Below are 14637 nucleotides of genomic sequence, written 5' to 3' on the forward strand. Positions count from 1 at the left end.
TTTTGAGTTGAAATGGATTCAACGATATGATCCAACATAGCGAGGAGATGCAGTCAATATGAGTGAAGTAATTAGAGTTGCCGTGATTGGAGCGGCTGGCCGAATGGGCCGTGAAGTTGTGAAATTGGTACTTCAGGACCCGGAATTGGAGCTTGCAGCGGCTGTCAACCGCTCCGGAGCAGGCACGGATGCAGGAACCCTTGTTGGTTTGCCGGAGTGTGGAGTGCTGGTGACTGATGATATCGAAATGGCGTTTGCCGAAACAAAACCTCAGGTTATGGTTGATTTTACAGTGCCGCAATATGCATTTGCACATACCGAGATCGCGATTCGTCATGGGGTTAGACCTGTCATGGGTGTTACCGGCTTTACGCCGGAGCAGATTGAACAGTTGGACAAGCAATGCCAGGACAAAGGAATTGGAGGGCTTATTGCCCCTAACTTCTCGATCGGCGCCATTCTGATGATGCGATTCGCAGCACAGGCTGCCAAACATATGCCGAATGTGGAGATTATCGAATATCACGGGGACCAGAAGCTGGATGCTCCTTCCGGAACAGCGATCAAAACGGCTGAACTGATTGCTGCCAATCGGGAAGAACTTCGCCAGGGTAACCCGAATGAGGAAGAAACGATCGAAGGATCACGTGGCGGTTATTACAACGGCTTCCGAATCCACAGTGTACGTTTGCCTGGTGTATTCGCACAGCAGGAAGTTGTTTTCGGAGACTATGGACAGTCACTCAAAATTCGGCATGACTCCTACGAGCGCGCAGGTTATATGCCTGGTGTTAAGATTGGTGTGCAAAAGGTTATGGAATATACAGGAATGATCTACGGATTTGACCACTTTATCGACTAAAAGGAGATTGTCATGTTGAAAATAGCATTTATCGCCCATGATCGTAAAAAAGAAGAGATGGTTAATTTCGTGACAGCATATGAGCCTGTTTTTACGGACCATCAATTGTATTCTACAGGAACCACAGGCCTTCGTATTATGGAAGGAACCTCTCTGAAGATTCATCGATTTGAATCAGGCCCATTGGGCGGAGATCAGCAGATTGGAGCTTTGGTTGCTCAAAATGAGATGGATCTGATTATATTCCTGCGAGATCCACTGATGGCACAACCTCACGAGCCGGATATCAATGCATTGTTACGTCTTTGTGATGTGCAGGGAATTCCACTTGCCACGAATATCGCAACCGCTGAGATTCTGGTTAAGGCACTGGATCGTGGCGATTTTGCCTGGAGAGAGCTGGTACATAAATACAAGCCGGAGGCTGGATTGAATTCAGGTGATTCCGAATGAGTCTGGATATTCTCATCTTTGGAGCTCATGCGGATGATGCGGAGATTGGTATGGGTGGAACGATTGCCAAACATACCGCTGCTGGCTTGAAAGTAGGCGTGTGTGATCTGACTCGTGCTGAGATGTCCTCCAACGGAACAGTAGAGCGCAGAACCGAGGAAGCGGAGCAAGCCTCCCGCGTCCTCGGTCTTTCGTGTCGAACGAATCTGGGGCTTCCTGATCGTGGGTTGTATCTTACTCCAGAACATGTACAGGCAGTAACGGCTGAGATCCGCCGTCATGCCCCTCGGATGGTATTTGCTCCCTATTGGGAAGATCGTCATCCGGATCATGTCAATTGCAGTAAGCTTGTGCAGGAGGCTGTTTTTAATGCCAAGCTTCGGAACTACATGCCAGATATGCCTGCCGTGCAGGTGAAGGAACTTTATTTTTACTTTATTAATGACATTGGACCTACGGATTTGATTGTAGATATTACGGAACACTATGAGCAAAAAGAAACTTCATTGCTCTCTTATCGTTCCCAATTCGAACTGGGAGACGGAGCGGTCTCGACGCCATTGAATCAGGGGTACATTGAACGTGTAAGAGCCCGTGATTCGTTGCTCGGACAACGAAGTCTCATCCCGTTTGCAGAAGGTTTTGCTACAATTACGCCTTACGTGGTTCATCAATTTGGCCCGAGTGCCCAATAAACGATTTCATTTTCTACGTATTAATGAGACGATTTGTTTCATTATTCCGTTGCATTATATCAACCTGCATGAAGCGGGAGATCAAAGGAGCGTCCACCGGATGGATCAAAAGCTAAAAATCGGCATCACCTGTTATCCGTCCCTCGGAGGGTCTGGCGTTGTCGCAACGGAGCTGGGCAAATTGCTTGCCGAACAGGGGCATCAGGTTCATTTTATTGCCAACAGTATCCCGTTCAGACTGGGTACGTTCCAGAAAAATATTTTTTATCACGAAGTTGAAGTAAATGATTATTATGTTTTCCGTTACCCTCCGTATGATCTGTCACTGGCAACGAAGATGGCCCAGGTGGCTAAGTCACAGCAGCTGGATCTGCTGCATGTTCATTATGCAGTGCCACACGCCGTATGCGCCTTTCTCGCGAAACAGATGGTAGGGGACGGCTTGAAAGTAGTTACCACGTTACATGGAACGGATATTACGGTTCTGGCTCAGGATGAATCTCTGAAGGATCTGATTCGACTTGCCATCAATGAAAGTGATGCGGTTACTGCTGTATCACAAGATTTGATTCGGGAAACGGTCGAATTGCTGGATATTCAACGTCCAATTGATTTAACCTATAATTTTATTGACAAACGAATATATTATCCGCGGGATGCTGCCAGTCTGCGAAGAGACTTTGCTGCGCCTGAAGAAAAAATATTAATGCACATTTCCAACTTCCGACCGGTGAAGAGAACTCAGGATGTGGTAGAGGTCTTCCGTCAGGTACAGGAGCAGGTTCCGGCAAAACTGTTATTTGTAGGAGAAGGGCCCGATTTGCCGAAGATGCAATGGAAGATTAATGATCTCGGCTTAAATGATAAGGTTCATTTCCTTGGTAAGCAGGATGATATTGCCCAAGTGATCTCCATGGCTGACGTGTTGATGCTTCCATCGGAGAAGGAAAGTTTCGGACTTGTTGCACTCGAAGCAATGGCTTGCGGCGTACCCACGATCGGTTCACAGGCTGGAGGAATTCCGGAACTGGTCTTACATGGCAAGACGGGATTCTTATCCGCCATTGGGGATACACAATCCATGGCCGAGAACACCATCCGTTTGTTAACGGACGATCGTTTGGCTGCGGAGTTCAGGGAAGCGTGTCTTCAGCGCGCACATCATGACTTTTGCAATGATGCCATTCGGCATGAATACGAGCAGATTTATTACCGGGTGTTGGGAAGGGAAGTTCCTAACTTGAAGCCGGTTTGCGGTTAATCAATTTTTTGACGTAATTATACTGTGCATACCACAACAGGCAAGAGAAGAGGTGATATGTGGTGGTTCAATGGACACAGGTTGATCGTGAAATGGCAATTCAAAGTGAGAATGTACTCACAACTTTAAACAAACATGGCTACAAGGCATATTGGGTAGGTGGTTGTGTTCGTGATGAATTGTTGGAACGTGTTGTAGACGATATGGATATCACGACATCTGCTTCTCCCCAGCAAGTCATGGAATTGTTCGACGATTGCATTCCTACAGGTTTGCAACATGGGACAATTACCGTGCGTTCAGGCGCTTATTACTTTGAAGTGACCACGTTTCGAACAGAATCCGACTATCAGGATAACCGCAGACCTGCTGCAGTTCAATTTGTTCAGGATATCAAGGAAGATCTACAGCGGCGTGACTTCACAATGAACGCTCTTGCGATGGACGTCACTGGAGTAATCGTTGACCCGTTTGGTGGACAGGCAGATATTAAGGAAGAGCGAGTCAGATGTGTAGGTTCTGCGATGGAACGGTTTGGTGAAGATGCACTGCGGATGCTCCGTTGTGTGCGATTTGCTTCGGTATTTGATTTTAAAATTGCCCATAACACGTGGAAGGGTCTTGTAAGGCAGCAAGACCTGCTTCAACATATTGCAATGGAACGGGTACGGACCGAGATGGTAAAAATGATGTCTGGGCCGCATCCATTAAGAGGGTTGGAACTGTTATACAGAAGTAATGCGCTTGCACATGTCAAAGCGCCGGTAAGCTCAGCCCGATTCAACAAGACGTTGTTATCTAATCTGGAACAGCTGTCAGGTGAGCATGTGTTGCTCCGTTGGTCACTCATTCTGCTTGCTGGCGGTTATAGCAAGGACGAGGCAGACGCATTATTACGTCAGTGGACATTCTCTAATGAACATCGTTCTCGTATATCAGGGGTCCTTCAGGTGGAGCAGTTGATTTATACTTCCGTTCAGGAGCAGAAGGATACGGTTAGTCTCCGTTCCGATTGGATTGTTACTGTACTGGCTTGTGGTGTTCAGGCTACTAATGATTGGCTTCGCATACAGTCTCTACTGCCAAGAGGCTGGCGGAACCAGTCCGAACAAGCAGAAATGCAGGTTGTTTTGGTTCAAGAAATGGCAGTCGAATGGAGTCAATCAATCCCTGTGCATGACTTGAAAGAATTGCACATCACAGGGGAACAGGTATTACAAATGCTGCAGCGCAAAGGCGGGCCTTGGCTGGGTCAACTGATGAAACATTTGTTAAGAGAAACGGCGATTGGAACGATATCGAATCAGCATGAAGCACTAAGTGCAGAAGTGAAGCGGGTGGTTGAAGATGACCAAGCATGAAGATCTGTTACATATGTTATTAGATGCAGAAGGACGGTTTGTATCGGGTGAAGAGATTAGCCGTCATCTGTCCATCAGTCGGACTGCTGTGTGGAAACATGTGAACAAGTTGCGGGACATGGGGTATGAGTTTGAAGCTGTATCCCGCAAAGGATATCGTCTGGTCACGAAGCCGGACAGCATTGACGCAACTGCCCTCCAATTGGCGCTGGATACGGCCGTATTCGGCCGTAAGGCTGTTCTGTTAACCTCGACCTTGTCTACACAAGGGGATGTTCTGAAGCTGGCTGAGCAGGGGCAAGCTGAAGGTGCTGTGGTCATTGCGGAAGAACAAACAGGAGGAAGAGGACGTTTTGGTCGCCAGTGGTTCTCTCCCCCGGGTAAAGGAATATGGATGAGTATCCTGCTGCGCCCTGATCTACCACTTCAGCATACACCACAGCTTACTTTATTAACAGGAGTGGCTGTGTGTCGTGCCGTTCGAGCTTGTACAGGCACTGATGCAGGCATCAAATGGCCCAATGATCTGATGATTGATGGACGCAAGGTATGTGGCATATTGCTTGAATCCACGGTGGAAGATCATGAAGTCAGATACTGTATTGCAGGTATAGGCGTTGACGTGAATTTTGATCCCAAGGATTATCCGGAAGATCTGACAGCTATAGCTACTTCACTCAAGATGGAGACGGGGCAACCTGTTGATCGTACCAAGCTCACGGCTACCATTTTAACCGAGCTGGAACAGTTATATTTTTTGTATCAAAAAGAAGGATTCGGTGTGATCTCAGCTCTATGGGAGGCCTTGTCCGTATCGATAAATCGAGAGATTACAGTGACGAATCCTCAGGGTGTCATTGAAGGGACAGCAATCGGTCTGGCCCCTTCAGGAGCACTCCTTGTGGAAAAACACGATGGAGAACAAGTACACGTCATCTCTGGTGAGATTTCCTGGAAATCGTAAACAATATGTCGAATTTTACTGGGAAAATGAACATAAGACGTGAAGTTTGAGCAGAACTTTGGTATACTGTCTTCGTGAGGCGATATCGGCTAATGCAGACCGAATTGCACTCCCGTAACAGTAACCTTTGTTCTGCTTTGATGTGTTTGATGTAAGCAGATCGCAGTGCAAGAATGAAATACGTTTAAGTGAGTTGTTGGATTCTGCTCTGAGCCGAAGAGGACCGAGACAGAAGGGACGATCGCAAGTGACTCTTTTTTGACTTTTCGGGACTTTTTAGTGGAAAACTAAAAGGTTTTTTTGTTGCGTTTTATTTGAAAAGAAGAAAGGAGCCATGAGAGAAAATGGCAAACAAACAAGCGATGAATATTGTGAAAATGAAAAAATATAAGCAGGATGGCGTGCCGCTTACGATGATCACGGCTTACGATTATCCTACAGCGCTCCTCGCAGAGGAAGCAGGAATCGATCTGATTCTAGTTGGTGATTCACTCGGCAATGTAGTGCTGGGTTATAACTCAACACTTCCGGTGACCATCGACGATATGGTGTACCATACACGTTCCGTCGTACGCGGGGCTGAGAAGACGTTTATCGTGGCTGATATGCCTTTTATGACTTATCATGGCAGCGTGGATGAGACGCTTAAGGGTGTACGTCGACTGATGCAAGAGGGGCATGCCCATGCGGTTAAGATGGAAGGCGGGGTGGAGATTGCGGACACCGTCAGAGCCGTTGTGCAAGCAGGTGTGCCTGTTCTTGGACATATCGGGCTGACACCTCAATCGGTCAATCAAATTGGTGGATATCGCATTCAGGGCAAGGATGCAGTGGATGCGAAACGTTTGATGGACGAAGCCAAAGCCTTGGAAGCTGCTGGTGCATTTGGCATCGTGCTTGAACTGGTTACGGAAGAAGTTGCACGGGCGATCTCGGAGGAACTGTCGATCCCTACCATTGGGATTGGTGCAGGACGGGGCTGTGACGGACAGGTACTGGTATTCCACGATGTGGTTCAATACGCCTCCCCGTATACGCCCAAACGTTTTGTCAAAACCTATGGAGATGTGGGTACATTAATCAGAACCAGCATCGAAGCTTACGTGAAAGAAGTTAAAGATCGTTCGTTCCCGGCCGAAGAGCATGTATTTAATGCTGCGGATGGTGTTCTGGATCAATTGTATGGACAACGCAAGGAAAAGGTGGGAAGTAACTCATGAAAGTATTACGGACAATCGCAGAGTTAAGACAGGAGCTAAGCTTGAAGCGTCAAGCGATTCGATCCAATGCGTCCGTTGTAGGTCTGGTACCGACAATGGGGTATCTACATCAAGGTCATGCTAGCTTGATGCAAGCAGCCAGACAACAGAGCGATATCGTGGTATTAAGCATTTTCGTTAATCCAATTCAATTTGGTCCTAATGAAGACTTTGACAGCTATCCGCGGGATGAAGCCAGAGATGTGGAAACAGCACGCTCACAAGGAGTGGATATCGTATTTATTCCCTCAGTTGAAGAGATGTATCCACAGGCAACGCAGACAACGGTATCTGTGTCAAAATTGACTGAGCGCTTATGTGGCGCTTCCAGACCAGGACATTTTAACGGAGTAACGACGGTAGTTTCGAAGCTTTTCAACATCGTACAGCCACAGCGTGCTTTTTTTGGTATGAAAGACGCTCAGCAGGTTGCGGTTATTCAACAGATGGTGAATGATTTGAATATGCCTGTAGAAATTGTTCCCTGTCCGATTGTTCGCGAAGAGGATGGTCTTGCTCTTAGTTCACGTAATGTCTATCTTAACTCGGAGCAGCGTACACAGGCATTAGTTCTGTCGAAAGCACTGCGCACAGCCCAGGAAGCTGTAGATACAGGGATAGCTAGGAACGCTTCAGATATCCGTCGTATTTTGCGTGAGCAGATCGCAACCTCACCGCTTGCAGTGATTGACTATGCCGAGATTCAGGCTTTTCCAAGTCTGGAGCCGCTCGCAGATCAGGAAGTAGTTCAAGGACGTGATGATCTGCTCATTGCACTTGCGGTGAAATTCGGAAAAACAAGATTGATTGACAATATAAGGTTGCAAAAATCGGAGGTGCTGTCCCATGTTTAGAACACTCATGAAATCCAAAATTCACCGGGCTACGGTAACGGAAGCCAACTTGAACTATGTGGGTAGCATTACCATAGATGAAGACTTGATGGAAACATCCGACTTGATGGAAAACGAGAAAGTGCAGATTGTGAACAACAACAATGGTGCACGTCTGGAAACTTATGTGATTCCAGGACCGCGCGGAAGCGGGGTCATCTGTCTAAACGGCGCAGCTGCTCGTCTGGTGCAGCCTGGAGACAACGTTATTATCATTTCTTATGCCATGATGTCGCAAGAAGAGGCAAATACTCACAAACCAACCGTTGTGTTTGTAGATGGACAGAATAAACCTGTACAAACAATGAAGCAGGAAGTTCACGCAACAATTATGTAATCGACTGGTAAGGAGAATGAAATCGGCCCTTGAAGCAAAAAATGAGTACAGGTCACTGCACTAATCCATTTTTTCAAGGGTGGGGATGCAACGATGTTCCAGCATGTTTTCGCAGAAATGAACGACATGTTAGATGAAATTATCAAGAGCTATCCTTCCGCTGAAGGTCTGAACAAACAAGAATTGCTGCAAAAGTGGAACTTGCTTAAGCGGATGAGTGACGGAATGTTGGATGAATGGCTGATGTTTGAAGAAAAGATGAGCCAGGTGAGGGAACGGGAGATGGATAAGCCTGCGTCCCTTGAACCGGAACAGGAAGCTGTCACCGCTCTGCCTGAACTCCATCTGGAATGTTTCAGTCGAGGACAAGGGTATTTCAAATTACAGATGTATCCGCAGGCGATCTTGCAGTTCTCCCGGGTTGTGACCGACCATCCGGAGAGTGCATTAACTCGTTTTTACTTGGCACTCGCATATCTGAATCTGGAACAAATCGCTGAAGCCGGGACACATTTGCAGCAGATCATGTATCTTAAGGGCTCACCTCGCTTGAAAGGGCTTGTATGTAACGCTCTGGGCTGTATTCAAGCCAAGCTTGCGAACCCGGAGGCTGCATGTTCACTCTTTGCACAGGCCCTTCAGTATGACCCGACATTGACCGAACCGCTGTACAACATGGAAGCTTGCAGGTTGAACAGGGGAAAATTGCAATATGCTAATCAGCTGACGACCCTTCATTAAGCGGGAATTCGGCGACAAAAAAACGGTGTTCCCTCCTTTGGCATAGCGGCGGGGACACCGCTTTTTTGTCAGTTAATTTTCAAATCCCCTTTTTTTTGCTATGCTGTAACATAGACTGGAATGGAAGGGACCGTATATTGCAATGAAATTTGCCGTATTGGATTTCGAAACAACCGGCACGCAGTCCGACGGTGAGATTATACAAGCCGGACTTGCCATCATAGATCATGACTTCAGCATAACTCAAATATATAGTTCTTATGTGAACCCTGGTGTCCCGATTCCCCCGTTTATCTCGGGGCTAACGGGTATTACCGATGAAGATGTGGCGGACGCTCCATCACTCGAAGAGATGATGATGGAGATGGTTCCGCTGCTTAACGATGTGGTGCTTGTTGGACACAACGTCGCTTTTGATTTTCACTTTTTGCAGAATGCTCTTGACCGTTGCGGTTATCTGCCGTTCACTGGCCGTATTCTGGATACCATTGATTTTCTGAAGATTACGTTCCCATCACTGGGTTCTTATCAACTCGGTTATGTGTCTTCTGAATTTGGATTTCAACATGATCGCCCTCACCAGGCCGACAGTGACGCACTGGCGACAGCCTATGTGCTGCTCAAGTGTCTGGATGAGTTAAAGGAATTACCGCTCATAACGATTCAACGGCTCAGTGACCTGTTCGCACCAGAAGACAGTGACTTGGGTTGGTTCTTGGACGGGATGCGCAGTGAGAAGGAAGCAGAGCCGATTCAGGATCTGGACGGACATACCTATTATCGGCAGCTTGCTCTTAATGTAAGTGATTGGACCGATATTGGTGCACCACGTGATGAGCGGGAAGGTAACCCCCTCGATGGTGTAAGCTTCGAACAGTTTATGGACCAGGTTCGGGAGAACCTGAAGGATACGCTGGATCATTACGAAGAGCGTGAAGCGCAGACCCAGATGTTCAGCAGTGTAAGGCAAGCCCTGGATGAAGAGAAACATCTCTTGATCGAAGCTGGAACAGGTACCGGTAAATCTCTGGGTTATCTGCTGCCAGCGATATACGAAAGTGTGAAACAAGAACAGAAAGTCATGGTCAGCACGCATACGATCAATTTGCAGGAGCAATTGAGAGAGCGAGATATTCCGATGCTGACCCAAGTGGTTCCGTTTCCGTTTAAGGCTGCTGTCTTCAAAGGACGTGGACATTACCTGTGCCTGCGCAAATTTGAACACAAAATCAATAAACGTGAATTCGCCACGCCCAAAGAGGATTATTTCACAGCCGCTCAGATGATTGTGTGGCTCACACAGACTGAAACTGGAGATGATGAGGAGCTTAACCTTAGCGGACGCGGAGGCGACTTCTGGGAGACTGTACAGAGCGAATCCGAGTCCTGTCTGGGAAGATCCTGCCCATGGTTCCGCAAATGTTTCTATCATCGTGCCAAACATGAGGCCGGGTTGTCTGATATCGTAATAACCAATCACTCCAAATTGTTTACCGATGTCAAAGCAGCACATCAGTTGTTGCCAGCCTATGAGAGTCTTGTGATCGATGAGGCCCATCATCTCGAGGATGTAGCTGGTAAACATCTTGGAATGCATATGAAATACTTCACGTTGGTTCATACCCTGACCCGTCTGTTCAAAGACAGTCGTAATGGACAACTGCCTATGCTTCGTTCGCAGTTATCCGGGCATGAAAATTCGGTGCAATGGGGCTCCATGGTAGATCAGATGTTCCCGCTAGCTGTTGAGGTTAAGGAACTGTGGGATCGTATGAGCGATGCCCTGTTCGGTCTTTTGCCTGAACGAAGTGATGCTTCACCGGGAGAGACAGGGCAATTTTCCCTGCGCCTGAAGGCATCTCAGAAACCTGCGAAATGGCAGGAGTTGCAGGATCTGGAGAACCAGATCTATGTGACTCTGGGCGATTTGGTTCGCAAAGGGGACAAATTGCTGCTTGAGGTGAAAGAGGATCAGGATGATTATCAATCGGATAGTCTGATTACGGACATTACAGGACTGCTGAAAGATCTGACCACATTGAAGGAGAATCTGCGATTCTTCATGCGTATGGATGATGCCAAAACGGTGTACTGGATGGAAGCCAGCGGTCAGTTCCGCAGTAAATCTCTTCAACTGTACGCCGTACCTGTCGATGTCAGTACACAACTGAAGGATTTGTTCTTTGATAAAAAGAAAAGTGTTGTGCTTACATCGGCTACGCTCTCTGTAGATAAGTCATTCCAGTTCATGATTGAGCAGCTTGGCTTACAGGAAGCCTCTGAGAATAATCGGCTGTTAACGTCGATGCTGCCATCACCTTTTAATTATCGTGATCAGGCACTTCTAGTGATTCCGCGTGATTTCCCGAGTGTGAAAGGCAGTGTGGGTGATGCGCACTTTGTCAATATGCTGGTGCAATCACTCGCAGAGACCGCAATTGCCACGCGTGGACGCATGATGGTTCTGTTTACTTCATACAAGATGCTGCGACAGGTCTATGATCCGCTGAAGGAGGCACTGTCTGGTAACGACATCTCGTTGTTGGGTCAAGGTGTGGACAGTGGAAGCCGCTCCAAGTTGACTCGCAGGTTCCAGGATGCCAAAGCTACGGTACTCTTGGGCACAAGCAGCTTCTGGGAGGGTGTAGATATCCCGGGAGAAGCACTGACCTGTCTCGCTATTGTGCGTCTGCCTTTCCAGCCGCCGAATCATCCGTTGGTTGAAGCCAAGAGTGAATTGCTCCAGGAGCAAAAGAAAAATCCATTCATGAAACTGTCTGTGCCGCAAGCGGTCATTCGTTTCAAGCAAGGATTTGGCCGGTTGGTGCGAACAGCGAAGGACAGAGGTATTGTCATTGTTTATGATACACGTGTGATCGAAGCGTACTATGGCAAATTCTTTTTATATTCATTACCTGGTCCCAAAATGGAGCATATGCTCACGGAGCAGATGGTTCCCCGAATTACCGAGTGGTTAGAAAAACCTCTTAATGAACAAGAATAATGGTTAACTTTGTTCGTTATATCATTGCATGACACTATCGTTTGGCGTTAAACTTTATTAGATATTTCCGTATCCGATTAAAGCAGTTGCACGTAAGAACTTATAACCTAAATTACAAAGAGCATTCTGTATAAAATGTCACGTCTATCTTTGAGTTTATACAGAATGCTCATCTTTTCATCTATTATTTTATCGTGGCATTGGTAAGGGGGAGCAAGAATGAAATCGGATAAAATTTCGGAAGCGGTGGTACGACGTCTGCCTGTATACTTGCGCTATTTGAACGAGTTGCATCAGCGTGAGGTGGCTACTGTTTCTTCTCAAGAGCTTGGACAGAGGTTGGATCTGAATCCGGCCCAAATTCGAAAAGACCTGGCTTATTTCGGTGATTTTGGTCGAAAAGGGATCGGGTATGATGTATCCTATTTGATCGAGAAAATTCGTCACATTCTCAAAATTGATCAGCAAATTAATGTAGCTTTGGTAGGTGCTGGTAACCTGGGACAGGCCTTGTCCAACTACAACGCATATCTGAAAGACAACATGAAGATTGTTGCTGTATTCGATGCATATGGACCGAAGATTGGTAGTCAAATCAACAGTTTGACGGTAAAACCAATGAATGAATTAACGGAAGCGGTTAAGACAGATAACATCCGCATCGGAATTATTACAGTTCCGGATACGGAAGCTCAAAATGTAGCCGATCAACTTATTGAGTCGGGAATCGAAGCGATTCTTAATTTTGCACCAACCATTCTAAAAACACCGCCACATATCCGCATTCACCATGCTGACTTTACAACGGATCTGCTTAGTTTGGCCTATTACTTGGAGACTGGAAAGGACGACGAGGAAGATGACAACAAATAGATGGGTAATTCACAACGGCAAATTTGCCGTTAATGAAGGCACTACATGGAACGTGGTTCATGGATACATGGTTGTCGAGAATGACAAGATTGTGCATATTGGTGAGACATTGCCGGATGGAGACGAAAATTGTACCAAAGTGGATGGAAAAGGATTGTTCTTCCTGCCGGGTCTGATCAATACGCATGGTCATGCAGCGATGTCGTTGCTTAGAGGACACGGGGACGATCTTGCGTTACAAGTATGGTTGCAGGAAAAAATGTGGCCGATGGAAGCAAAAATGACTTCTCAAGACGTATATTGGGGAACTTCGCTATCCGTGCTTGAAATGTTGAAAGGCGGAACTACAGCTTTCCTGGACATGTATGATCACATGGATCAGGTTGCCAAAGTTGTGGAACAATCCGGCGTTAGAGCAGCACTTGCACGTGGTGTAATCGGGCTGTGCTCGGAAGAAGAGCAATTGCGGAAGCTGGAGGAGTCGGCAGCGTTTGCGCGTGAGTGGAATGGACAGGCAGATGGTCGCATCACAACCGTAATCTCGCCACACGCACCATATACATGCCCTCCTGACTACATAGAGAAGCTTGTACAGGTCGCAAATGATCTTAACCTTCCGCTGCATACACATATGTCGGAAACGCTTCGTGAAGTGGAGCAGAACGTTACAGACTATGGACTGCGTCCTGTGGCACATCTGGAGAAACTGGGCTTTTTCTCCCGTCCATCCCTGGTAGCACATGCGGTGCATCTAAATGATGAAGAGATTGAAATTTTGGCCCGCCATGATGTGGCTGTATCCCATAACCCGGGAAGTAACCTGAAACTCGCTTCCGGTGTTGCGCGGGTACCTGCATTACTGAAAGCAGGAGTTACCGTGTCACTCGGAACCGACGGACCGGCAAGCAACAACAACCTGGATATGTTTGAAGAAATGAGACTGGCTGCATTGATCCACAAAGGTGTGTCTGGTGATCCGACTGCCGTGCCAGCGGGCGAAGCGTTACTACTCGGAACTTCATATGGTGCTAAATCCATCTTCCTGAACAATACCGGTGCGCTTCAGGTAGGCATGAAGGCTGATTTCATCGCCCTGGACATTGAACAGGCACACTTCTACCCACATACAGACCTGATCTCGCATACGATTTATTCAGCCTCTGCCAAAGATGTGGAGCACGTATGGGTAGATGGGAAACAAGTGGTTAAACATGGCGAATGTCTGACGCTGGATGAAGAACGCATTTTGCGTGAGTCTCAATTGGCATTTGATGGTTTGCTTGCGCGTTAATTGCATTGCGGAGCATCATAGGGAAAGGAAGTTCGGCTTTTGAAGAAAAAAAAGAAGTGGATATGGATTTCGCTGCTTGCACTAGTTCTGATTCTGTTTGGACTTCAGCGTTATTACGTGTATGTCACACAGGACCAGCGTAAGGAAGAAGCGCTCGCGATACAGGCAGCACAGGAGCAACTGGGCATTACATCTTATGATGAATTGCGTAAGTACATCTGGGGTGATAAAGAAGGCTCTGACAACATCTACTGGACCCTGCTCGGCAAAAACAAGGATAACCAGGATGTTATGGTCTGGGTTAAATTCGATGCAAACAATCAACCTGCTACAGGTGCTAACGCTATACACAGTGAACTGCTGCAGAATGGCATGTCCGAAGCACAGATACGCAATCGCTTTAGTTCCGAAGTTCCAGCCGGTGAGATTAAACGAATCATGCCCGGAGTTGTGAATGGAATATATGTGTGGCAAGTGTATTATAAAGACGGTACGCATAACCACTATCGGTTTTATCGTTTTAGCAATGGAGAACAGGTAGACTTGGTTTACACACTCCCCAACAGCTAGAACAAATAGAGTAACTTAGCTAGAGAATCGTAGAAATGAAAGAACCGGCAGACGGATATCCGACTGAACCGGT

At 47.0% G+C, this 14637-nt stretch carries 14 protein-coding genes; all 14 read left to right on the forward strand.

Annotated features, from left to right (window positions below):
* Positions 1-58: 58 nt before the first annotated feature.
* Positions 59-862, forward strand: a complete 804-nt coding sequence (dapB, locus tag ACX9NY_RS04780) for a 4-hydroxy-tetrahydrodipicolinate reductase (RefSeq protein ID WP_339235159.1) — start codon at positions 59-61, stop codon at positions 860-862.
* Positions 863-874: 12 nt separating this feature from the next.
* Positions 875-1315: a methylglyoxal synthase gene (gene mgsA / locus ACX9NY_RS04785; protein WP_017687735.1), complete on the forward strand. Its 441-nt coding sequence runs from the start codon at positions 875-877 to the stop codon at positions 1313-1315.
* Positions 1312-2010, forward strand: coding sequence for a bacillithiol biosynthesis deacetylase BshB1 (gene bshB1 / locus ACX9NY_RS04790; RefSeq protein ID WP_339235157.1), 699 nt, complete (start codon positions 1312-1314; stop codon positions 2008-2010). Before mgsA ends, bshB1 begins: the two co-directional genes overlap by 4 nt.
* 100 nt (positions 2011-2110) lie before the next feature.
* Entirely contained in the window at positions 2111-3271 is a 1161-nt protein-coding gene (bshA, locus tag ACX9NY_RS04795; protein WP_339235154.1) for an N-acetyl-alpha-D-glucosaminyl L-malate synthase BshA, read from the forward strand.
* A gap of 62 nt (positions 3272-3333) precedes the next feature.
* Positions 3334-4632, forward strand: coding sequence for a CCA tRNA nucleotidyltransferase (locus tag ACX9NY_RS04800; protein ID WP_472477312.1), 1299 nt, complete (start codon positions 3334-3336; stop codon positions 4630-4632).
* Positions 4619-5596, forward strand: a complete 978-nt coding sequence (locus tag ACX9NY_RS04805; RefSeq protein WP_472477314.1) for a biotin--[acetyl-CoA-carboxylase] ligase — start codon at positions 4619-4621, stop codon at positions 5594-5596. Before ACX9NY_RS04800 ends, ACX9NY_RS04805 begins: the two co-directional genes overlap by 14 nt.
* 344 nt (positions 5597-5940) lie before the next feature.
* Complete coding sequence (gene panB, locus ACX9NY_RS04810; protein WP_472477316.1) at positions 5941-6816, forward strand: 3-methyl-2-oxobutanoate hydroxymethyltransferase; 876 nt, start codon at positions 5941-5943, stop codon at positions 6814-6816.
* A complete protein-coding gene (gene panC / locus ACX9NY_RS04815; RefSeq protein ID WP_339235146.1) occupies positions 6813-7709 on the forward strand; it encodes a pantoate--beta-alanine ligase in 897 nt (298 codons plus the stop codon). The genes panB and panC overlap by 4 nt, the downstream gene beginning before the upstream one ends.
* Positions 7702-8085 (forward strand): aspartate 1-decarboxylase, encoded by a 384-nt coding sequence (gene panD, locus ACX9NY_RS04820; protein ID WP_017687742.1) that lies wholly within the window; start codon positions 7702-7704, stop codon positions 8083-8085. The genes panC and panD overlap by 8 nt, the downstream gene beginning before the upstream one ends.
* A gap of 93 nt (positions 8086-8178) precedes the next feature.
* The gene (locus ACX9NY_RS04825) at positions 8179-8826 is read left to right on the forward strand and encodes a tetratricopeptide repeat protein (RefSeq protein WP_339235142.1); all 648 of its coding nucleotides are present in this window, start codon (positions 8179-8181) and stop codon (positions 8824-8826) included.
* A 142-nt stretch (positions 8827-8968) separates the two neighbouring features.
* Positions 8969-11830, forward strand: coding sequence for an ATP-dependent DNA helicase DinG (gene dinG, locus ACX9NY_RS04830; protein ID WP_472477319.1), 2862 nt, complete (start codon positions 8969-8971; stop codon positions 11828-11830).
* Between the two features lie 219 nt (positions 11831-12049).
* The gene (locus ACX9NY_RS04835; RefSeq protein WP_253438523.1) at positions 12050-12703 is read left to right on the forward strand and encodes a redox-sensing transcriptional repressor Rex; all 654 of its coding nucleotides are present in this window, start codon (positions 12050-12052) and stop codon (positions 12701-12703) included.
* Positions 12690-13994: an amidohydrolase gene (locus tag ACX9NY_RS04840; RefSeq protein WP_253438520.1), complete on the forward strand. Its 1305-nt coding sequence runs from the start codon at positions 12690-12692 to the stop codon at positions 13992-13994. Before ACX9NY_RS04835 ends, ACX9NY_RS04840 begins: the two co-directional genes overlap by 14 nt.
* Positions 13995-14033: 39 nt before the next feature.
* Positions 14034-14564 (forward strand): DUF5590 domain-containing protein, encoded by a 531-nt coding sequence (locus ACX9NY_RS04845; protein WP_339235134.1) that lies wholly within the window; start codon positions 14034-14036, stop codon positions 14562-14564.
* The last annotated feature ends 73 nt before the right edge of the window (positions 14565-14637 follow it).

This window comes from Paenibacillus sp. CB74 (assembly GCF_055687625.1).

Excerpts from the sequence above, each read along its gene's own strand:
- dapB (WP_339235159.1), top strand. The coding sequence starts at position 59 with ATGAGTGAAGTAATTAGAGTTGCCGTGATTGGAGCGGCTGGCCGAATG.
- mgsA (WP_017687735.1), top strand. The coding sequence starts at position 875 with ATGTTGAAAATAGCATTTATCGCCCATGATCGTAAAAAAGAAGAGATG.
- bshB1 (WP_339235157.1), top strand. The coding sequence starts at position 1,312 with ATGAGTCTGGATATTCTCATCTTTGGAGCTCATGCGGATGATGCGGAG.
- bshA (WP_339235154.1), top strand. The coding sequence starts at position 2,111 with ATGGATCAAAAGCTAAAAATCGGCATCACCTGTTATCCGTCCCTCGGA.
- ACX9NY_RS04805 (WP_472477314.1), top strand. The coding sequence starts at position 4,619 with ATGACCAAGCATGAAGATCTGTTACATATGTTATTAGATGCAGAAGGA.
- panB (WP_472477316.1), top strand. The coding sequence starts at position 5,941 with ATGGCAAACAAACAAGCGATGAATATTGTGAAAATGAAAAAATATAAG.
- panC (WP_339235146.1), top strand. The coding sequence starts at position 6,813 with ATGAAAGTATTACGGACAATCGCAGAGTTAAGACAGGAGCTAAGCTTG.
- panD (WP_017687742.1), top strand. The coding sequence starts at position 7,702 with ATGTTTAGAACACTCATGAAATCCAAAATTCACCGGGCTACGGTAACG.
- ACX9NY_RS04825 (WP_339235142.1), top strand. The coding sequence starts at position 8,179 with ATGTTCCAGCATGTTTTCGCAGAAATGAACGACATGTTAGATGAAATT.
- dinG (WP_472477319.1), top strand. The coding sequence starts at position 8,969 with ATGAAATTTGCCGTATTGGATTTCGAAACAACCGGCACGCAGTCCGAC.
- ACX9NY_RS04835 (WP_253438523.1), top strand. The coding sequence starts at position 12,050 with ATGAAATCGGATAAAATTTCGGAAGCGGTGGTACGACGTCTGCCTGTA.
- ACX9NY_RS04840 (WP_253438520.1), top strand. The coding sequence starts at position 12,690 with ATGACAACAAATAGATGGGTAATTCACAACGGCAAATTTGCCGTTAAT.